Here is a 20,709-nt window from a genome sequence, read left to right as displayed (position 1 = left end):
CGAATAGTATGAAGCACGCTCCCGGCCCGATTGGGCTCTACGACCCGCAGAACGAGCACGACTCCTGCGGTGTCGCTTTTGTTGTCGACATGCATGGTCGGCGTAGCCGCGACATCGTCGACAAGGCGATCTCGGCCCTGGTGAACCTCGAACATCGTGGCGCTGCCGGCGCTGAGCCGAACACCGGTGACGGTGCCGGGATCATGATCCAGGTTCCCGACCGCTTCTTCCGTGCGGTTGTCGACTTCGAACTGCCTGCCGAGGGCTCGTATGCCACTGGCATGGCGTTCCTGCCGCAGGGTTCGGCCGACGCCAAGACCGCGTGTGACGGTGTCGAGAAGATCGTGACGTCCGAGGGCCTGACCGTCCTGGGCTGGCGCGATGTCCCCATCGAAGAGGCTTCGCTGGGCGCGCTCGCGCGTGACGCCATGCCGACCTTCCGCCAGATCTTCATCGCGGGAGAGAGCGGCGACAACCTCGAGCGTCGTGCATACGTGGTGCGCAAGCGGGTCGAGACCGAACTCGGCGCCAAGGGTGCCGGACAGGACGGACCCGGTCGCGAGACCGTCTACTTCCCAAGCCTTTCCGGTCGTACCTTCGTCTACAAGGGCATGCTGACCACCCCGCAGCTGCGTGGTTTCTACATCGACCTGCAAGACGAGCGTGTCGAAAGCGCACTGGGCCTGGTCCATTCGCGCTTCTCCACCAACACGTTCCCGAGCTGGCCGCTTGCCCACCCCTTCCGGCGCGTTGCCCACAACGGTGAGATCAACACCGCAACCGGCAACGAGAACTGGATGCGGGCCCGCGAGGCGCTCATCGACACCAGCGTCTTCGGTGAAGGCACCGCGGAGAAGATCTTCCCCGTGGTCACCGAGGGTGCCTCCGACACCGCGCGATTCGACGAGGTTCTCGAACTCCTGCATCTCGGTGGGCGCAGCCTGCCGCACGCGATGCTGATGATGATCCCGGAAGCCTGGGAGCGTCACGAGTCGATGAAGCCGGAGCACCGGGCGTTCTACGAGTACCACTCGACCCTCATGGAGGCATGGGACGGACCGGCATCGGTCTGTTTCACCGACGGCACCCTGATCGGTGCGGTCCTCGACCGCAACGGCCTGCGCCCGAGCCGCATCTGGGTCACCAAAGACGGCCTGGTCGTCATGGCCTCGGAGGTCGGCGTCCTCGACATCGACCACGGAGACGTGGTGCAGAAGCTGCGCCTGAAGCCCGGCCGGATGTTCCTGGTGGACACCGCCGCCGGCCGCATCGTCGACGATGCCGAGATCAAGGACGAGCTCGCCGCCGCGCACCCGTACCAACAGTGGCTCGACGAGGGCATGAAGCACCTCGATGACCTGCCCGGTGAGCCGCACACCCACATGGCCCACGACCGGGTCAAGCTGCGTCAGCAGGTGTTCGGATACACCACCGAGGACATCAGCCTGCTCGTCGAACCGATGGCCCGCACGGGCGCCGAGGCGATCGGATCGATGGGCACCGACACGCCCATCGCCGTGCTCTCGAAGCGTTCGCGGATGCTGTTCGACTACTTCCAGCAGATGTTCGCGCAGGTCACCAACCCGCCGTTGGACGCGATCCGCGAAGAGGTCGTCACCAGCATCGGTGGCACGATCGGGCGTGAGGCCGATCTGCTGAACCCGGGCCCAGAGTCGTGCAAGCAGATCGTGCTTCCGCAGCCGATCCTCGACAACGACAACCTGGCCAAGCTGGTGCGTCTGGGCGAGGACGAGCGGTACGCCGACTACCGCAGTGTGCAGATCCGTGGCCTGTATCCGGTTGCCGAAGGTGGCGCCGGACTGCGTAAGGCCATCGACGATGTCCGCACGCAGGTCTCCGCGGCGATCGCCGACGGTGCCCGCCTGGTGGTCCTCTCGGATCGCGAGTCCGACGAGACCCTCGCCCCGATTCCGTCGCTGCTGCTGACCTCGGCCGTGCACCATCACCTGGTCCGGGAGAAGACTCGCACCCAGGTGGGCCTGCTGGTGGAGGCCGGTGACGCCCGCGAGGTGCACCACATGGCTGCACTCGTCGGTTTCGGTGCCGCCGCGATCAACCCGTACATGGCGCTGGAGACCATCGAAGATCTCGCTCTGCGCGGCGTTCTCGGCGGTATGGATTACCAGACCGCCCAGAAGAACTACATCAAGGCCGCAGGCAAGGGCGTCCTCAAGGTGATGTCGAAGATGGGCATCTCCACGTTGGCGTCGTACACCGGAGCCCAGCTGTTCCAGGTCATCGGCATCGACCAGGAAACCGTCGACGAGTACTTCACCGGCCTGCGGTCCCATCTCGGTGGCATCGGTCTCGATGAGATCGCCGCCGAGGTTGCCGTCCGCCATGCCGTGGCCTTCACCGACCGTCCCGAAGAGCGCGCGCATCGCGAGCTCGAGGTCGGCGGCGAGTACCAGTGGCGTCGCGAAGGCGAATACCACCTGTTCAACCCGGACACCGTCTTCAAGCTGCAGCACTCCACCCGCACCGGCCAGTACTCGGTGTTCAAGGAGTACACGAAGCTCGTCGACGACCAGTCCAAGCAGATCGCTTCGCTGCGTGGTCTTTTCAACTTCAATTTCGGTGACCGTGATCCGATCCCGATCGATCGGGTCGAGCCGGCCAGCGAGATCGTCAAGCGCTTCTCGACCGGTGCGATGAGCTTCGGCTCCATCTCCGCCGAGGCGCACGAGACCCTCGCGATCGCGATGAACCGTCTCGGTGGCCGCTCCAACTCCGGCGAGGGCGGCGAGAACGTTCGTCGTTTCGAGCCGGACGAGAACGGCGACTGGCGTCGCAGTGCCATCAAGCAGGTCGCGTCGGGACGTTTCGGCGTCAACTCGCACTACCTGACCAACTGCACCGACATCCAGATCAAGATGGCCCAGGGTGCGAAACCCGGTGAGGGTGGACAGCTTCCGCCGCACAAGGTGTACCCGTGGGTCGCCGAGGTCCGGGGTTCGACTCCCGGTGTCGGCCTGATCTCGCCGCCGCCGCATCACGACATCTACTCGATCGAGGATCTCGCTCAGCTGATCCACGACCTGAAGAACGCGAATCCGGAAGCTCGGATTCACGTGAAACTTGTGTCCGAAGTGGGCGTCGGAACGGTCGCCGCAGGTGTGTCGAAGGCACACGCCGACGTGGTGCTGATCTCCGGCCACGACGGCGGTACCGGTGCCACGCCACTGACATCCGAGAAGCATGCCGGCGGACCCTGGGAACTCGGCCTCGCCGAAACCCAGCAGACGCTGCTGCTCAACGGACTTCGTGACCGCATCGTGGTGCAGGTCGACGGCCAGCTCAAGACCGGTCGCGACGTGGTTGTCGCCGCGCTGCTCGGTGGCGAGGAGTTCGGTTTCGCCACCGCACCATTGGTGGTCGCCGGCTGCGTGATGATGCGCGTCTGCCATCTGGACACCTGCCCCGTGGGTGTTGCTACGCAGAACCCATTGCTGCGCGAGCGGTTCACCGGCAAGCCCGAGTTCGTCGAGAACTTCTTCATGTACATCGCCGAAGAGGTCCGGGAACTGCTGGCACGCTTGGGCTTCCGCACCCTGCAGGATGCTGTCGGCCAGGTGCAGATGCTCGACACCGCCAAGGCTCTGGACCACTGGAAGTCGGCGAAGGCGGGCAAGCTCGACCTGTCGGCGATCCTGGTGCAGCCGGATTCACCGTTCATGAACCAGGACCTGTACTGCTCCGGCAGCCAGGACCACGCGCTGGACAAGGCCCTCGATCAGCAATTGATCGCCCAGGCCCGTCCCGCGATCGACAAGGGTGAGCGGGTGGCCTTCACGTCGAAGATCGCCAACGTCAACCGCACTGTCGGGACGATGCTCGGTCACGAGATCACCAAGAACTACGGGGCCAACGGACTGCCTGACGGCACCGTGATCATCGACTTCACGGGTTCGGCGGGCAACAGCTTCGGCGCGTTTGTGCCCAAGGGTGTGACGCTGCGCCTCAAGGGTGACGCCAACGACTTCGTCGGCAAGGGCCTGTCGGGTGGCCGCATCGTGGTCGCACCTGCAGACAATGCCCCCGAAGGCTTTGTGGCAGAAGAGAACATCATCGCGGGTAACGTGATCGGATTCGGCGCCACCGGCGGCGAGATCCTGCTTCGCGGAGTGGTCGGCGAACGATTCTGCGTACGTAACTCCGGTGTCACCGCGGTGGTCGAGGGTGTTGGCGACCACGGCTGTGAGTACATGACCGGTGGACGGGTGGTGGTCCTCGGATCGACCGGGCGTAACTTCGCGGCCGGTATGTCCGGTGGTATCGCCTACGTCTACGACCCCGCAGGCGAATTGGCGGCGAATCTGAACACCGAACTCGTTCAGCCCGAATCGCTCGAAACAGACGACCTCGAGTTCCTCGAGAACATCGTGAACAAACATCGCAACGAGACCGGTTCGCCGGTCGCACAGGCGATCCTGGACGATTGGGCAAACAAGGCCCAGAACTTCGTCAAGGTGATGCCGCGTGATTACAAGCGAGTGTTGCTGGCCATCGCGGCAGCAGAGAAGGACGGACGCAGCGTGGACGAGGCAGTTATGGAGGCCGCACGTGGCTGATCAGCGAGGTTTCATCAAGCACCCGAAACGGGAACTGCCGCAGCGCCGGCCGGTACCGCTGCGCCTGATGGACTGGAAAGAGGTCTACGAGGACTTCGACAAGAACACCCTCAAGACCCAGGCCAGCCGTTGCATGGACTGCGGTATCCCGTTCTGCCATAACGGTTGCCCGTTGGCCAACCTCATTCCCGAGTGGAATGACCTGGTGTACAAGGATCGCTGGGCCGACGGCATCGACCGGTTGCACGCCACCAACAACTTCCCGGAGTTCACCGGACGCCTGTGTCCGGCACCGTGTGAGGCGTCGTGTGTGCTGGGCATCAACCAGCCGGCCGTCACCATCAAGCAGGTCGAGCTCGAGCTCATCGAGAATGCGTTCGACGAGAGCTGGGTCACCCCGGTGCTGCCGTCGGTGAAAACCGGCAAGTCGGTTGCGGTTGTCGGTTCGGGCCCGGCGGGCCTGGCCGCGGCACAGCAGCTCACCCGCGCCGGCCACGATGTCACCGTCTTCGAGCGGGCCGACCGGATCGGTGGCCTGCTGCGGTACGGCATCCCCGAGTTCAAGATGGAGAAGCGCTTCATCGACCGTCGCCTCGAGCAGATGGAGGCCGAGGGCACCACATTCCGTCCCGGAGTCAACGTGGGCGTCGACCTCACCGTCGACCAGCTGCGATCCGACTTCGACTCGGTGATCCTCTGCAACGGCTCCACCGTGGGCCGCGATCTGCCGATCCCCGGGCGCGAGCTCACCGGCATCCACCAGGCGATGGAGTTCCTGCCCTGGGCCAACAAGGTGCAGCACGGCGACGACGTCCTCGACTCCGATGGCCAGCCGCCGATCACGGCCAAGGGTAAAAAGGTCATCATCATCGGCGGTGGCGACACCGGTGCCGACTGCCTCGGGACCTCGCTCCGTCAGGGTGCCGAGATCGTGCATCAGTTCGAGATCATGCCGCGTCCCCCGGAAGAGCGTGCGGAGTCGACTCCGTGGCCGACCTACCCACTCATGTTCCGCGTCTCGTCGGCGCACGAAGAAGGCGGCGAGCGTGTCTTCTCCGTGAACACCGAGGAGTTCCTCGGTGAAGACGGACGGGTCACCGGGTTGAAGGCGCATGAGGTCGTGATGAACGCCGGACGCTTCGAGAAGGTCGAGGGCAGCGAGTTCGAGCTCGAGGCCGATCTGGTCCTGCTGGCCATGGGCTTTGTTGGACCCGAGCGCGGCGACTTCCTCGACAAACTCGGCGTTGCCTACAACGAACGCGGAAACGTCAAGCGTGACAACAACTTCGAGTCGACCGTACCCGGCGTGTTCGTGGCCGGAGACGCCGGACGCGGGCAGTCGCTGATCGTCTGGGCGATCGCTGAGGGACGGTCGGCAGCAGCTGCCGCCGACACGTACCTGACCGGTTCCTCGTTGCTGCCGACGCCGATCGAACCGACGCAGGCACCTCAGCGATAGGTGATGCGAAATCCTCCCGGGCCTGAGAGGATGTGCACGGGCGAGGAGCGATATCGGATCGTTACCATGCTTCGTGTTTTCGGATCAGCGGAGGAAACGGCATGCGGTTGCGTCGATGGGTCAGTGCGTTCGCGGCGGGGATACTGACAGCGGGAACGCTGACGGCGCTGTCCATTCCGATTGCCTCGGCTGATCCGGAGGACTGCCCGGAGCTCTACGTGTTGGCGATTCCCGGTACCTGGGAGAAGTCGGCCGACGCTCAGATCCGGGGGATGCTCGCGTATCCGACCACGGGTCTGGGCTCGGAAACGAAAACCCAGCTGGTCGGCTACAACGCCACCGCCTTCCCCTGGGAAGACGGCGGCAGCATCTACGGCGAGTCCAAGGCGCAGGCCGTGGCCAACGCCGAGGGTCTGGCGGTCGTGATGACCAAGCGGTGCCCCGGCACCAAGGTCGCGCTGATCGGCTACAGCCAGGGCGCGGACGCGGCGGGCGACGTGGCCGCCGACATCGGGACCGGACGAGGTGTCATCTCACCGGCCAAGTTCGCCGGTGCCGTACTCATCTCCGATCCCCGGAGGTCGAAGCAGGATGCGCTGATCGGTCCGAAGCTCAGCGGTGAGGGCAACGGTGGGCCGCGGCAGGGTGGATTCGGCTGGGTCAAGAACCGCACCTTCACCATCTGCGAGCCGAACGATCAGTACTGCAATGTGCCCCGCGACTACTACGTCTCCCGGATCGCCGGCTACCTCGCGGAAACCAGTGACCCGAACCCGGATCAGGTTGCCCAGTACCAACTCGAAGCCGCAGCGATCGTCGGTGAATTGATCACCCAGGGCGGTCCGGGCGCACTCGTCGATGAACTGAGCAACGAAAAGGCCCGAGCGCAGATCGTCGCCTTCGACAAGTTCCTGCAGTCGGGTTCCCACGGCAGCTATGCCGACTTCGAGGTGCAGCCCGGAGTGGGCGCACTGCAGTGGGCGCAGAACTTCCTCGCGGGTCTCGCATAGGTCAGCTGGTTCACACGTGTGGCTGTTGGGGCAGATGTGACTCACCCGCGTGTTCTCCGTAGAATCGGAAGTTCACCGGCGTAACGTGATCTACGCAACATTGTGTACCGCATTGAGGTGCTGACCTGCGGAGAGTAACGCCGCAATCGGCCAACACGACACATGACACAGATGCCGTAGACGGGCCGAAGAGTGTCACGCGAGCCGTCTGCAGTACCGTGAATATTTTCCGCAGTAGTAAAACAGGATGTGATCAGTCGTGAAACTGGCGAACTCCCGCACCCGGCGCCGGACTCAAATTCTTGGGATGACTCCACACCTCTTCGGGTCGAATGGACTGATCGCCCATCGTCGGCTGGCCCGGATGTTCCCCGAAGACGGCGAGCGTCTGGCGACCTCGGCGGATCTTCGTCAGTTCAACCTCTGATCACTCGATCCCGCGAATTCGTCGATCAGCCGTGCGGTGACCGCCGGCTGCTGGACCACGAAATAGTGTCGCGCCGGGTTCACCGCCCGGTACTCGGCACCCAGCTGCGCCGCATACCGGCGTTGCTTCCATTCCCAGTAGATCCTGACCGGGGTACGCCGCCCCGAAACCGCTGACACGACAAGTGTCGGAGCGAGCAGCTCGGCGGTCCGGCGCAACCCGATCAGTTCGGAATTGAGCACCCCGAACGCCGTCTGCTCCACCAGCAGTGCTCGGGGATAGTTCTTCCCGCCGAAAACCTCTGCGATCCAGGTCTTCTGTTCATCATCGAACCCGTCCGGCGCTCCGGGATATGTGGCGATCGCATGGCCGACAACGCCTGCGGAGCGGGGTAACGGCAGCTTGTTGATCAAACTTGCCGCCACATGCGCGAACCGATTGCTCCAACTCGGCGGCACGAACTGCAGCGGCACCACCACATACGAACCGTCGAGCATGATCACACCCGCAACGCGCTCGGGTCTGCTGCGCGCATACGCCTCCGCATACAGCGACGCGAGCGAATGCCCGACCACGAGAACCGGCTCAGTGATTCCGAGGGCGTCGAGGATCTGATCGATGCGTTCGCCCTCGGCGGCCAGCGACGGGACGTCGCCTTCGGGCAACGGCTCGGAGAAACCGTAACCCGGACGGTCATAGCGGATGATCGTCCACCGATCCTCGAGCAGTTGGGTCGCCTGATCGAAGTCGAACCAGTTGCCGCCCAATGCCGCCAGATACAACAGCGGTGGGCCCTGGCCATCGACCACCACATGGGTCCTGCGGCCGGCAATGGTCAGAAAACTCCCGGGTGGCTGCACCTCCGCAGTGTAGTCGGGGCGCCGCGTATACCGAGGTCAGGCTACTTGCGGCCGCCTACAAGATCGCGCATCTGTTCACGGCGATCGACATATTTCCCGTAACGAAGGCGGGCCCTATCGATCTTCGTCGGCGAATAGAAGCGTCTGGCCCAATAGGAATCGGGATGGGCCAAGCGCAGCGAGCCGAAGAATCCCAAGAGCGGTACCGGCAAACCGATCAGGCCGGTGGCGAGCTTGCCCTTCAACAAACAGATGACCGTATAGAGCAGGTGGACCAGCACTCCCAACGCGACCAGCGTGCCGCCCAAGGCATTGGAGTGCGGTTCGTTCTCACCGATGGGGGAGGTGGCGATCAGCATGGCCAGGCCCACCACGGCCGCGATCATCACCGCGTCGATGGACTTGCGGCCCTCCTCGGACCAATAGACGTCCTCAAGGTGTAACCACAGCGCGAATTCGTCGAGGGCCAGCGCCGCCCCGATCCCGAACAGGGTGGCGAGCACTTCAAGCCACGGGGCATCCGGCCGGAATCTGAACTCGAGCAGAGCGGCGACAAGCACCAGCAGGATGCCCCACACCTGGTGGTGGATGTGGACACCACCGATATAGATGTCGTTCACCGGACCCGAGTCGCGCTCGCTGGCCGGGTCGTTCTTGCGGGCCTTGATCGACAGCGTCAACCGCCGGGTGATCGCATACGCGACGATGAAGCCGATCAAGGCCGCCAATGCCGCAGAGCGGCCGGTCTCGACAATATGTGTGTGAAACCAATTCACTACTTGTTCGAACCGCTCTACTTGGGTTTCGCGAGTGGGAATGCGAGCGTCTCGCGGATCGACTGCCCGGTGAGGAGCATGACGATCCGGTCCACGCCGATACCCAGGCCGCCGGTCGGCATCATCCCGTGTTCGAGGGCCTGCAAGAAGTCCTCGTCGAGTTCCATCGCCTCGGGATCACCGCCTGCCGCTAGCAACGACTGCTCGGTGAGACGTTTGCGCTGCTCCACCGGATCGGTGAGTTCGGTGTAGGCCGTGCCCAATTCGACACCCCAGGCCACCAGGTCCCAGCGTTCGGTGACACCCGGAATGGTCCGGTGCTGACGGGTCAGCGGCGACACCGACGTCGGGAAGTCCTTGTAGAACGTCGGGAACATGGTCTGGTCCTCGACGAGGTGCTCGTACATCTCCAGCGCCACCTGGCCGGCATCCCAGTCGTTGCGGTAGGCGATCTCGTGCTTGTCGCACAACTCTTTGAGGTACTCGACCTCGGAGTACGGGGTGACCTCTTCGCCGATCGCCTCGGACACCGCGCCGTGCAGGGTCTTCACCGGCCATTCACCGGAGATGTCGACCTTCTCGATCTCCCCGTCCTTGCCCTCGATGTAGACCACCTGCTCGCCGTGTGCGGCGACCGCGGCGTTCTGGATCATCTTCCGGGTCAGATGCAGCATCCGGTCGTAATCACTGTGTGCCTCATAGGCTTCGAGGCTGGTGAACTCCGGGTTGTGCTTGAAGTCCACACCTTCGTTGCGGAAGTTGCGGCCCATCTCGAACACCCGCTCCATGCCGCCGACACACAGCCGCTTGAGGTAGAGCTCGGGTGCGATGCGCAGGTAGAGATCGAGATCGTAGGCGTTGATGTGGGTGCGGAACGGTGCCGCGTTGGCGCCACCGTGGATCTGCTGCAGGATCGGTGTCTCGACCTCCAGGTAATCCCGGCCGGAAAGGAAATCGCGCATCGACTTCACGATCGCGCTGTGGACCCGCATCAGTTCACGGGCGCGTGGATTGACGGTCAGGTCCACATACCGTTGGCGCACACGGGCTTCGGGGTCGGTGAGTCCACTCCACTTGTCCGGCAACGGATGCAGGCACTTGCCGAGCATCCGCCAGTCCTTGGCCAGCAGCGACAACTCGCCCTTGCGGCTACGTCCGACGGTGCCGCTGACCTCGATGAGGTCGCCGAGATCCACGGTTGCGGCCAGGTCAAGCGTGTCGGGTTTGAGTGCAGCCGAATCCACCAGTACCTGCATGTCGCCACTCCAGTCGCGCACATCGCAGAACACCACCTTGCCGAAGTCGCGCATCCGGATCACCCGTCCCGCGATGCGGCCGGTGGTGCCCTGGGGTGCGGCCACGGCCTGGGCGATGGTGTGTGTCGGCGGATAGGCAGGCGGGTACGGATCGATTCCGGCGGCCGTGAGCGCCTCGAGCTTGGCCAGACGCACCCGGACCTGTTCCGGACGTCGCGGACCGCGATGCTCTCTCTCGCCTTCACTTTCGATCAGTTCGGCGATCCGGTCGATGTCCACGCCCGGGGGGACCGACGACGAGCCACCCGTGAAGTCGCCGCCCCTGTCGAACTTGGGCAGCTTCACAAAACCTTCGTTGACCACCGCCGCCAGGCCGACGCGCGGCACGGTGCGGGCGTCCTCGAAACAGAGGAAACGGGGCACCCATTCGGGCTGGTACTTGGCGTTCGACTTGTAGAGCGACTCCATCTGCACATACTTTGAGGCAAAGGTCAGCGCGCCGTACATCGCCCGCATGATTGGGCCGGCACCGATGGTGCCGCCTTCTTCGAAGACCGCGCGGAAAGCCGCGAAGTTCATTGAGATGTAAAGGATCCCGAATGCCTCTGCGTTCTCGGCGAACTCGGTCACCATCGTCTCGGTGAGGCCGTTGATCGAATCGTGGTCGCGCCGCATCACATCGAGCGAGGCACCGGTGCTGCCCCAGGGCACGAACGACAGCATGCCGACGACCTTCTCGTCGTTTGTCCCCGCATTCTGAACGGCTTCGACCAGGATCGACCGCCCGTCCTTGGGGTCGCCGAGGCGGCCGAGGGCCATCGAGAAGCCGCGCTCCTCGTCGGTATCCCGCCAGGCATCGGCGCGAGCGATCATGGCGGACATCTGTTCTGGCGTCAGATCTTCGTGGCGGCAGATCCGGACGGTGATCCCCGCACGCTTGGTGCGCGCCACCGACTGCCGCACCGCCTTCATGTCAGGCCCGTTGAGGTTGTAGCCGCGCGCGTGGATGATGGCCTCGTCGCCGATGTTGAGCGTTTTGAGACCGGCGGCATCCCAGTGTTCGGCACCGGTGACACTGACCCCGATCGCTCCGGGATGCCAGCCGTACTTGTCACAGATCTTCAGGAACTCGGCGATCGCATCCGGCCAATATTTCTTGTCGCCGACGGGATCTCCACCAGCCATCGCGGTGCCGACCTCCACGCGGTAGGTGATCGCGGCCAATCCGTTGGGGGCGAACACCACTGCCTTGTCGTGCCGCGTCGAGAAGTAGGCCAGTGAATCGTCGCCGCTGTATCCGTCGATCAACAGGCGGATCAGGCGTTCGTCGTCGGGAGTCATCGAGTTGTCGGAGCGCTGCGAGCGGAACAGGATCAGCGCCGCTGCAATGAGCGCAAGAGCCCCGAGAACACCGAGCAGGGTGTCGATCGGCTGATACGAGTGGTACTTGTCGTAGTCGGTCGAGATGTCGACCGACCCAAACGTCACAACATGATTGATCGCATACGGCAAACGGTGGGACTGCGGGAGTGTGTCCGGCCAGATCTCGACGAGCGCCCAGCCGATGAGCGATGCGGCGACCAGGCCTGCGACCAGAACTCCCAGGGCGCGCCAGATCGCTCCGCGGCGGACCTTTGTGTAGAACTGCTGGTAGCTGGCAGCGAGATACACCAGGGCGAGCAACTGGAACGCGAGTCCGATGAAGATGTTGATCCGGACCACGGTGTTGACGCCGTTCTCGGATGCCAACGGCTCGAACAGGTAGACAACGTTGGCCGTACCGAACAACAGGATGTAGGCAACGGTCAGCCACCATGCGACGCGCTTGCGCGAGGCGAGCGCAAAAGCCAAGAGCGCCAGCACAAGAGCCCATGCCAGGCTGGTGTCAGGCGCCGAGACGAGGTAGTTGTCGATGTAATCGCGCGGCACTTCGGTGAGGCGGCGGAACTGATACGAAAGGCTGCTGAGCAGGGAGATCCCGGCCAGAACGCCGACAACCCAACTGGCGTACCGGGGAGCAGTCCGGAACCATCCCGCAGGCGGCGTCAATCTGGATGGTTTGACGATGGGTGAGCTTGTCTCGGAGATGGTTTCGGGTGTTTCGACGCTCACAGGTGGGTGCCTTTCCGCAGCTGGTCCGTAACAACGTTAACGTGCGGATGAGATGATTGGATCGTGAGCCGACAAACAGTTCCGATCCGTGATGACTCAATCCGTCTGGGCCAGTTCCTGAAACTGGCCAATCTCATCGAATCCGGCGCCGAGGCCAAGGAGGTGATCGCCGACGGCCTGGTCAGTGTCAACGGTGAAGTCGAGACCCGTCGTGGGCGGCAGCTTGTTGTCGGCGACGTCGTGGAGATCGGCGGCTTCGAAGCCGCCGTGGGTGCGCCCGAGTGATCGGTGCCTTTATTACCCGTCAGTAGGAAGTGTCGTTAGGCTGAGGGTCATGAGCGAAACGACGTTTGTAGCAACCGCCGACCTCGTCGATGAGATCGGCCCGGATGTCCGCAGCTGTGATGTCCAGTTCACCCAGTACGGCGGCACCCGGGAGTTCGTCGGACCGGTCACCACGGTCAAGTGCTTCCAGGACAACGCGCTCCTGAAGTCGATCCTCTCCGAACCCGGCAACGGTGGCGTCCTGGTGATCGACGGGGCGAACTCGCTGCACACCGCGCTGGTCGGCGACGTGATCGCCGAACTCGGCCGCAGCAATGGATGGTCGGGGATCATCGTCAACGGGGCCATCCGCGATTCGAAGTTGATCGGCGCGATGAACATCGGCGTCAAGGCGCTCGGGACCAACCCGCGCAAGTCGACCAAGAGCGGTGTCGGCGAGCGTGATGTCCCGATCGAGCTCGGTGGCGTCACATTCAATCCAGGCGATCTCGCGTACAGCGATGACGACGGCATCGTCCTCGTCGCACCCGCGGAGTAGGGGCAGCATCATGGCAAAACCTGATCAGAGCACCTTCGACCGGCTCCGTGGGCTGGTCGCCATCGACGATGCCGACGCGCGGCCGACACGGCCGGTGCTCGAGGCGTTCAGCGGCACCGAGATGACGACGATCCCGGTGGGCACCGCCGACGACGTCACCGTTGCCTTTGAGAAGGCGCGCATCGCGCAGGCGGACTGGTCGAAGCTCTGGCCGCGGGACCGGGCGCAGATCCTGACCGATTTTGCCGACCTGGTGATGAAGAACCGCGACGCCCTGGCCGACATGGCGCAGGCCGAGACCGGCAAAGCCCGCGGATACGCCCAGGAAGAGGTGCTGGACGTGGCGATGACCGCCCGGCACTACGCCAAGACCGGCCCGAAACTACTGGCCGCGGGCCGGGTCAAGGGAATGCTCCCGATCGTGACCGACACCCGCGTTCGATACCAGGCCAAAGGTGTGGTCGGGGTGATCTCGCCATGGAATTACCCGATGACTCTGGCAGTGTCCGACGGGCTGGCGGCGCTGATGGCAGGCAACGGGGTGGTCCTCAAGCCCGACAGCCAGACCCCGTACTGCGCACTCGCGGTGGTCGAACTGCTGTACCGGGCCGGTCTGCCTCGTGAGCTGTTCGCCGTGGTGCCCGGACCGGGTTCGGTGGTCGGCCAGGCGATCGTCGCCCACGCCGACTATCTGATGTTCACCGGTTCCTCGGCCACCGGCGCACAGCTCGCCGAACAGGCCGGTCGTCGGCTCATCGGATTCTCCGCCGAACTCGGCGGCAAGAACCCGATGATCATCACCAAAACCGCCGACATCGACAAGGCCGTCGAGGGGGCGGTGCGCGCGTCGTACTCCAACTCGGGACAGCTCTGCATCTCGATCGAACGGATCTACGTCGAGAACTCTGCGGCCGCCGACTTCGCCGCGAAGTTCGCACGCCGGGTCGCGGCGATGTCCATCGGTGACGCCTACGACTTCTCCACCGAGATGGGTTCGCTGGCGTCGGCCGCGCAGGTCGACGCGATCGAGGCGCACGTCGAAGACGCCAAGACCAAGGGGGCCACCGTCCTGGCCGGTGGTCGGCGGCGTCCGGATCTCGGCCCGTTCTTCTATGAGCCGACGGTGTTGGCCGGTGTGGAAGAGGGCATGGACTGCTATGCCGACGAGACGTTCGGTCCGCTGGTGTCGATCTATCCGGTCGAGTCGGTCGACGAGGCCATCGAACGCGCCAATGACACCGAATATGGTTTGAACGCAAGCGTTTTTGCCGGTTCATCGGAAGAGGGTCGAAGGATCGCCGCAGAACTTCGCGCAGGCACCGTCAACATCAATGAGGGCTACGCGGCCGCCTGGGGATCGACTGCGGCCCCGATGGGTGGCATGGGCAAGTCTGGCGTCGGACGTCGTCACGGTGTCGAGGGACTCCTGAAATACACCGAACCGCAGACCGTCGCCGAGCAACGCATCATCGGCCTCGGCGGCATCAAAGGCGTGCCACGGTCGTTGTTCATGCGGATCGTTCCGGCGTTCATCAAGTCACTGAAGTTGTTGCCCGGTCGCTGACCTCTCCGCGACCGGGCGCGGACAACTGAAGGTTCTCAGCGCGAGCGCCGACGGCGAAACACCACGACGCCGACAGCCAGGATCGCTGCGATAAGCCAGGCCAACTGCTTGCCTCCGACCGACCGGGTGGCAGGCAGCGGGGTCGGCTCGGTCTGCTTGAGTGCGGTGAACCGAGACGGTTGTGCCGGGGCGGGTGCGGCAGGCGACTCGGTAGGCGGTTCGGTGTGCGCGACCGGTGTGGACGGCACCGTTGCCGGCGGTTCAGCAGGTCCGTTGGCGGCCACCGCCTGGGCCGGGGTGGACTTCGGCGGGGCCGTGTTGCGCGGCTTGTCGGGACCGCGCCGGACCGGCGGTTTCTGGGGGCCGGCCTTTTTTGTCGCAGCCTTTTTTGCCGGGACCTTCTTGGCAGGTGCCTTCGCGGCCGGCGCTTTCTTGGCGGTGGACTTCTTGGCAGGAGCCTTTTTCGCCGGTGTTTTCTTCGGCCCAGGCAGGTTCGGTTCCGCCGGGCGCTCGGGCGTACCGTCCGGTTGCGGCTCGGATGCGGGCTGTGGATCCGGGTCTGCCATGCGGGCGTCGCTCCTTCGCGGGATCAGCGAACAGGGTTTCTGGGCCTCCGCTGGCGTCGGCGGTTGCGTGCTGTCAATGATGCCTGTCCGCAGCGCCTCCGGCTCAGTTGGGTGCGGTCGACCCCAGTCCGGCGGCCAGTCCGATCACCACGGCCATGATCAGTACTTCGGCAACGGCGAACCGGAGAGAGGAGGTTTCGGGAAGCCGATGTCCGGCAGCCTGCGGTACCCAGCGTTTGCGGAGGTAAACGGCAGACATCAGCAGGATCACCAGGCCGGTCGACTTCGCGAGCAGAATCCGCCCGTACCCGGTCGTCCAGAGTTCCGGCAGTGAGTCGAGTTGCAAGATCGCGGCAACAACACCACTGCACACCAGGGCGAGCACGCACCACTGCGCCTGCCGAGAAAATCTGGGCAGACCCAACGCCCAGGCCTTCCGGCCTCTGGCGGTCAGTGCCAGCGCGATCAGGGACCCGCACCACCACGCCGCGGCGAGCACATGGATCGCCAATGCTGCGGCACCACCGGTCTGTTGTCGCAGATGTCCCGTGATCGGCTCGATGACCACACCGAGGGCCGCCATGGCTGCCGCGGCCTCCGGTGCGACAAGGTTCGGCCGCCGGATCCAGACGATTGCCGCGATACAGATCCCGACAGCGCAACCGGCGCTGATGATGGTGGGTGTGGTGCCGCCTGCCCGCACGAAGTCGCGGACACCGATGTCGGTGGCGGACCGACCGACAATCTCGGCGGCATGCAGCCAGGATGCGATCAGTGCGGAGATCGCCCACAGCCCGGCGGCGACGGACATCAGCCGCAGGGCACCGGGGTCGGCGGGGTCGCCGCCGAGGAGTCGGAGACCGCTCAGTCCGAGGACGGTCATGGCGGCCACCAAGGCGACCGCCTGGGCCGGTGCCTCCGGCTCTGGTCCGGCCGGGTGCGCCACCAGCGCCGCCAGCAGCACGCCGACACAGGCCGCGGGTACGGCACCGAGCAACCACTCGCGCCGTGCCGTACCCGCGGTCATGTGTCTACTTCTTGCGCTGCGGCCGAAGCGCGAATGCCAGACCGCCGGCAAACAGCACCACCGCACCGACGATGAACGGCCACACCGGGACTCCCGACGACGATGAACCGCCATCATCGACCGCGGCGCCGGGCGTGCCCTGGCCCTCGGTGGTCAGCGTGAAACTCAGCCGACCCTCCACCGGGTGGCCGTCAGCAGACGTCACGCGGTAGTTGATGGTGTACACGCCCACGGGCCCCAACTCGGAGACCGGTGCACTCATCGTGCGGCCGGTGACCGTGGCTTCGCCGGACTGCCAGTAGTGCTCGTCCGGCCCGACCACGGTCAAGCTCGGAAAGCTCTCCTGCATCGGTTCGTTGAAGGTCAGCGTCACCCTTGACGGCCCGACCGCCAGCGACGCGCCGTCGGCGGGATCCGAGCCCACCAGTGCTGCATGCGCCGACGCGACCGGTGCGGTGGCGATACCCGCCAGCACGGTGAGGAGTAATACCCCCAGGGTGAGGGCGGCCCGCCTCATCGGCGTGAGCGCAGCAGTGCGCCGATGCCGATGCCGATGCCGGTACCCAATGCGCCCAACGCGATTCCGATACCGCCGAGCCAGCGGGCGGTGTTGTCTTCCTCGTGCTCGGAATCATCGGACTGTGCGCTGTCGTCGGTCGAACCTCCGTGGCCGTGGCCGTCGGCCGATTCTGCAGCCAGCGTCACGGTCGGAGCCGGCTTGTCGGGCTCGGGCTCACCCTCGGTGGTGGGCTGATCCCAGTTGACGACCTCTCCGTCGGAATAGGTCTGCACCGCCGGGAATTCGACGGTCTCCTGCTTGGGCAGGGGGCCGGCCGACAGCGGGAACTGCATGAACTCGCCGGGCGCGATACCCGGATTGCCCTCGACGACACTCCAGGTCACGGACGTCGCTTCTTCGGTGGTTGCATCCTTGGTGATCTCCGCGGTCCACCCCGGAATGGGTTCGGTGCGAGCGGATTTCAGATTCGGCAGGGTGACACTCACCGAGACGGTGTTGGCGGTGTCGGATTCGTTCGGAACCCGGAAATCGATGACGCCGTAACCGCCCTGGGTGAGGTTTTCGCCGACGGCGCTCACATGAGCCGAAGCCGAACCAACACCGAGTAGTGTGCCGGCCCCGATGAGTGCGGTGGTGGCGATACCGGCGCCGAGGAGCCGGGCTCGACGTGAGAATGAAGACATGCGTGATTCCTTTGGTAGAGAAGAGGTGTCATCACCCGACTCGGATGTCCGGGTGGTGAATGTGGCGAGTGGAATCAGATCGCCGGTGGACCTCGAACCCCGATGCCTCCGGGGGCGATCAGGGCGATCAGTGGCTCAGGGGCCGGAGTTTGTTGTGCGACTGGTCGATTGCGGTCCGTGATCGGCACACCGATCAGGAACTCGAGCGCCCGCAAGACCGAGGTGATCACCTGATACAGGCGGTCGGCACCGGAAATCAACAAGGCGCACAACGGAATTGCAATCAAGTGCGTGATCAGCATTGCGCCGGTATTGCTGTGGTGTGACATCGCCGCCGGCTCGGCGGCCGCGGTGAGTGACACGTGTGCGGCGACCTGGGTGCCGGTCAACAGGACGAGTAATCCGGTCGCCGTCCTGAGCTGCCTGCTCAAGGCCCCGGCAGCCACGCCGAGCAGGGTCAGCAGCAGCAGCCCCGGAGTGCTCGGGAGATGGCCCGACGCCACACCGTGGGCGGCAACCGCCAGCGCCGGTGCGGTGAGGGCAACCGCCAGAGGAGTCAGGGGCGCACTCCGAGTCGGGCCAGCAGATCGGCGTCGATGGCCTCGAGTTCCCGCGAGATGGCCGTGTGCGCGCTACGGCGTCGGGCGGCGGGCATGGTCTCGGCAGCGGTGACCGCGGTCGACAGATCGGACAGGCGCTGATTCATGATCGTCGTGAACGTCTTGGTCTCGGCATCTGCGGGGTGCTTGGCGGCCAAGGCCTGCAGCGACTCGTTCGCACCGGCGATCCGGGCGGACAGCGCCGCGCCGTGACCGCTGTATTTGTTCAGTTCGGCAACCGGTACCCCGGCCCGATCGGCCTGGATGCGGTTGATCTGTTCGCGGGCCGCGGTGCTGGCGCGGTAGGCCACCGGCACGAGTACCGGCGACAGGACCTTCGCAACCGACAGGTAACGCTTCACGCGGGTGGGCGAGAGCAGTTTGCCGTCGGCGACAGCCTTGGCGTTCGCCTGGGCGATCTTCAGATTGGTCGAGTTGGTCGACTTGATGAGCTTGGCGGCATTCTTCTCGGACTTCGACCGGGACTTCTGTGCCTTCTTGGCGAGCTTGCGCCGTTGCTTGAGCTCGGCCTGGGAGAACTTTCGTCCAGATTTGTCTTTGAGGCGCACTTCGAGTTTGGCTTTCGCCTTCAGTGCCTTCGCCTGGGCTTTGCGCTCTGCCCGCCTGATGCGTCCCGACTTGAACAGACCCATACGGTTCAGACCCTCTCGTAGTGACCACCCGCCCCGTCGCCATCGCAAGCGGCTTGCACAATTGTCGTGCAGTTGCGGTACAAGCATTACATAGCGTGGGTCCGGCGCATGCACCGCTGACGCGCACGGAAGGATGATGTGGATGGCAATTCGTTCATCGGTGCCATCTGGCCCGAAAAGACCCCCGTTACTCAGTCCTCGCGATCTGAGTGGCTGCGAGCATCGGCTCGCCCGCGATTCCCTCTTTCCCAAGGTGGAGTCGGTTCCTGACGACCCGTCGGTCGCGCTACGCAAGGAGGCGGCCGCTGCGCACCGCGAGCGCGTCCGCGAGATGCTGCATGGCCTGCATGCCGACGAGTTGCACCGCTGGGCCGACGTCGCTTCGGGTCGGACGGCGCGGGCACGGGCGAAGGCGACCGTCTCTGCGATGAACGCAGGCGCCAAGTGGATCTGGGGCGCCACCCTGCCCGACGACCCAGAGTCGGGACGTCGGGGCTGGGCGGAAATGCTCATCCGGACCGACACGGGTTACGTCCCGGTCATCGTGGTCAATCACAAATCGTTTGATGCGGGGTCCGGTGCGGTCACCAGCCCAGTGTGGACATGGCAGCCGTCGGTGGACGAGACCCGCAAGGTCCGCGGCAACTCTCGCGACACCACCCGCCTGGCGCATCTGTATCGCATGCTGCAGAAACTGGACTTGGCGGCGACGACCCCGACCGGCGGTGTGATCGGTCTCGACCCCACGGCGATGGTGGTCCACGACCTCACCGACGCCGTGGTCCGCTACGACGACCTCCTGCAGCGCCGGCTGGGCATCGCGCGCGGCAAGGTCGCAACAGCGCCCTCGCGGATCGGGGAGTGCCGTAATTGCATCTGGTGGAGTGTCTGCGGACCCGAACTCGAGCAGGCCCACGATGTGAGCCTGGTGGTCAACGGGAATCTCACCCAGATGCTCGCGACGGTCGGGGTGCGGACCATCGATCAACTCGCGGGGTACGACGGCCCGCTTCCCGAAGGGTTGTCGAGTCTGGACGATCCGATCCTCTTGGCGCGGGCCTATCTCGCGGATGTGAAGTTGATTCGCCGGATGCCCGATGTCGAGGTGGTGCGGGCCGACGTCGAGGTCGACGTCGACATGGAGAGCTATCAGGACGACGGCGCATATCTGTGGGGCACCCTCCTGACCGACAACACCGATCCGTCGCGCCCGGTGCGCTACATCCCGTTTGTCACCTGGACGCCGCTGCCGACCGTGGACGAGGCGCGATCCTTCGCCGAGTTCTGGGGGTGGCTGATGACGGAACTACAGACAGCAATTGCGAATGGCAAATCATTCGCGGCATATTGCTATTCACAGCAGGCCGAGAACAGGTGGCTGCTGGGTTCCGCCGATCGATTTGCCGGTCACCCGGGTATTCCGACGCGCGACGAGGTCACGGCATTCATCAACTCCGAACACTGGGTGGATATCTATGAAGCGGTCAGCCGCAATTTTCTGAGCCCCGAAGGAAAAGGTCTCAAGAAAATAGCCCCCCATGCGGGCTTCACGTGGCGCGATGACGAGGCCGGTGGTGAGGCGTCGATGCAGTGGTATCGCCGCGCGGTCGGACTCGACGGTGACGATGTCGACCACACCCAGCGCGTGCGGTTGCTCGAATACAACGAGGACGACGTCCGTGCCACCAAGGCGTTGCGCGAGTGGATGGATGATGGGGGAGCACAGCACATTCCGCTGGGGTCGGAGTTACCGGCGCCCGCCCCTGCGTCCGATCACTGAAT

Annotated in this window: 16 protein-coding genes; 7 read left to right on the top strand and 9 right to left on the bottom strand. The window is 64.6% G+C overall.

Going from position 1 to position 20,709, the window contains the following annotated elements:
* The first annotated feature begins 8 nt into the window (after positions 1 to 8).
* The 3 genes from gltB to AC1TPF_RS02545 all read left to right on the top strand — a co-directional run bounded on the left by gltB (position 9) and on the right by AC1TPF_RS02545 (position 7,061).
* Positions 9 to 4,592 carry a glutamate synthase large subunit gene (gene gltB / locus AC1TPF_RS02555; protein WP_482136660.1) on the top strand — a complete coding sequence of 1,528 codons (4,584 nt, stop codon included), beginning with the start codon at positions 9 to 11 and terminating at the stop codon, positions 4,590 to 4,592.
* Positions 4,585 to 6,051, top strand: coding sequence for a glutamate synthase subunit beta (locus AC1TPF_RS02550; protein WP_482136661.1), 1,467 nt, complete (start codon positions 4,585 to 4,587; stop codon positions 6,049 to 6,051). Before gltB ends, AC1TPF_RS02550 begins: the two co-directional genes overlap by 8 nt.
* 101 nt (positions 6,052 to 6,152) lie before the next feature.
* A complete protein-coding gene (locus AC1TPF_RS02545) occupies positions 6,153 to 7,061 on the top strand; it encodes a cutinase family protein (RefSeq protein ID WP_482142505.1) in 909 nt (302 codons plus the stop codon).
* 411 nt (positions 7,062 to 7,472) lie between these two features.
* Here AC1TPF_RS02545 and AC1TPF_RS02540 read toward each other — a convergent pair whose 3' ends face one another.
* From AC1TPF_RS02540 to lysX, 3 genes are read right to left on the bottom strand one after another with little or no spacing between them, the layout of a single operon-like run.
* On the bottom strand, positions 7,473 to 8,348 hold the full coding sequence (locus AC1TPF_RS02540; RefSeq protein ID WP_482142503.1) for an alpha/beta fold hydrolase: 876 nt from the start codon (positions 8,346 to 8,348) through the stop codon (positions 7,473 to 7,475).
* A gap of 41 nt (positions 8,349 to 8,389) precedes the next feature.
* Positions 8,390 to 9,124, bottom strand: coding sequence for a hypothetical protein (locus AC1TPF_RS02535; RefSeq protein WP_482142501.1), 735 nt, complete (start codon positions 9,122 to 9,124; stop codon positions 8,390 to 8,392).
* A gap of 17 nt (positions 9,125 to 9,141) precedes the next feature.
* Positions 9,142 to 12,492, bottom strand: coding sequence for a bifunctional lysylphosphatidylglycerol synthetase/lysine--tRNA ligase LysX (lysX, locus tag AC1TPF_RS02530; protein WP_482142500.1), 3,351 nt, complete (start codon positions 12,490 to 12,492; stop codon positions 9,142 to 9,144).
* A gap of 63 nt (positions 12,493 to 12,555) precedes the next feature.
* Here lysX and AC1TPF_RS02525 point away from each other — a divergent pair, with 63 nt between their 5' ends.
* Genes AC1TPF_RS02525 through AC1TPF_RS02515 form a run of 3 tightly spaced genes read left to right on the top strand, consistent with a single transcriptional unit; the run spans position 12,556 to position 14,879 of the window.
* Positions 12,556 to 12,777: an RNA-binding S4 domain-containing protein gene (locus AC1TPF_RS02525; protein ID WP_482136666.1), complete on the top strand. Its 222-nt coding sequence runs from the start codon at positions 12,556 to 12,558 to the stop codon at positions 12,775 to 12,777.
* 49 nt (positions 12,778 to 12,826) lie between these two features.
* The gene (gene rraA, locus AC1TPF_RS02520; protein ID WP_482142499.1) at positions 12,827 to 13,315 is read left to right on the top strand and encodes a ribonuclease E activity regulator RraA; all 489 of its coding nucleotides are present in this window, start codon (positions 12,827 to 12,829) and stop codon (positions 13,313 to 13,315) included.
* Between the two features lie 10 nt (positions 13,316 to 13,325).
* Positions 13,326 to 14,879, top strand: coding sequence for a succinic semialdehyde dehydrogenase (locus tag AC1TPF_RS02515; protein WP_482136668.1), 1,554 nt, complete (start codon positions 13,326 to 13,328; stop codon positions 14,877 to 14,879).
* A 35-nt stretch (positions 14,880 to 14,914) separates the two neighbouring features.
* On the opposite strand, the gene AC1TPF_RS02510 is transcribed toward AC1TPF_RS02515, so the two are convergent.
* The 6 genes from AC1TPF_RS02510 to AC1TPF_RS02485 all read right to left on the bottom strand — a co-directional run bounded on the left by AC1TPF_RS02510 (position 14,915) and on the right by AC1TPF_RS02485 (position 18,927).
* Entirely contained in the window at positions 14,915 to 15,445 is a 531-nt protein-coding gene (locus tag AC1TPF_RS02510) for a hypothetical protein (RefSeq protein ID WP_482136669.1), read from the bottom strand.
* Between the two features lie 103 nt (positions 15,446 to 15,548).
* On the bottom strand, positions 15,549 to 16,472 hold the full coding sequence (locus tag AC1TPF_RS02505; protein WP_482142497.1) for a copper resistance D family protein: 924 nt from the start codon (positions 16,470 to 16,472) through the stop codon (positions 15,549 to 15,551).
* A gap of 4 nt (positions 16,473 to 16,476) precedes the next feature.
* On the bottom strand, positions 16,477 to 16,989 hold the full coding sequence (locus tag AC1TPF_RS02500; RefSeq protein WP_482142495.1) for a copper resistance CopC family protein: 513 nt from the start codon (positions 16,987 to 16,989) through the stop codon (positions 16,477 to 16,479).
* A complete protein-coding gene (locus AC1TPF_RS02495) occupies positions 16,986 to 17,675 on the bottom strand; it encodes a YcnI family copper-binding membrane protein (protein ID WP_482142493.1) in 690 nt (229 codons plus the stop codon). The genes AC1TPF_RS02500 and AC1TPF_RS02495 overlap by 4 nt, the downstream gene beginning before the upstream one ends.
* 74 nt (positions 17,676 to 17,749) lie before the next feature.
* Positions 17,750 to 18,178, bottom strand: coding sequence for a YtxH domain-containing protein (locus AC1TPF_RS02490; protein ID WP_482136673.1), 429 nt, complete (start codon positions 18,176 to 18,178; stop codon positions 17,750 to 17,752).
* Positions 18,179 to 18,231: 53 nt separating this feature from the next.
* On the bottom strand, positions 18,232 to 18,927 hold the full coding sequence (locus tag AC1TPF_RS02485; RefSeq protein WP_482136674.1) for a DUF6474 family protein: 696 nt from the start codon (positions 18,925 to 18,927) through the stop codon (positions 18,232 to 18,234).
* A gap of 142 nt (positions 18,928 to 19,069) precedes the next feature.
* Between AC1TPF_RS02485 and AC1TPF_RS02480 the strand changes: the two genes are divergently transcribed.
* Positions 19,070 to 20,707 (top strand): TM0106 family RecB-like putative nuclease, encoded by a 1,638-nt coding sequence (locus AC1TPF_RS02480; protein ID WP_482136675.1) that lies wholly within the window; start codon positions 19,070 to 19,072, stop codon positions 20,705 to 20,707.
* The last annotated feature ends 2 nt before the right edge of the window (positions 20,708 to 20,709 follow it).

The organism is Williamsia sp. Y853, from assembly GCF_056786495.1.
The sequence above is the reverse complement of the archived record's forward strand: the minus strand, read 5'-3'. Positions and strand labels throughout refer to the sequence as shown.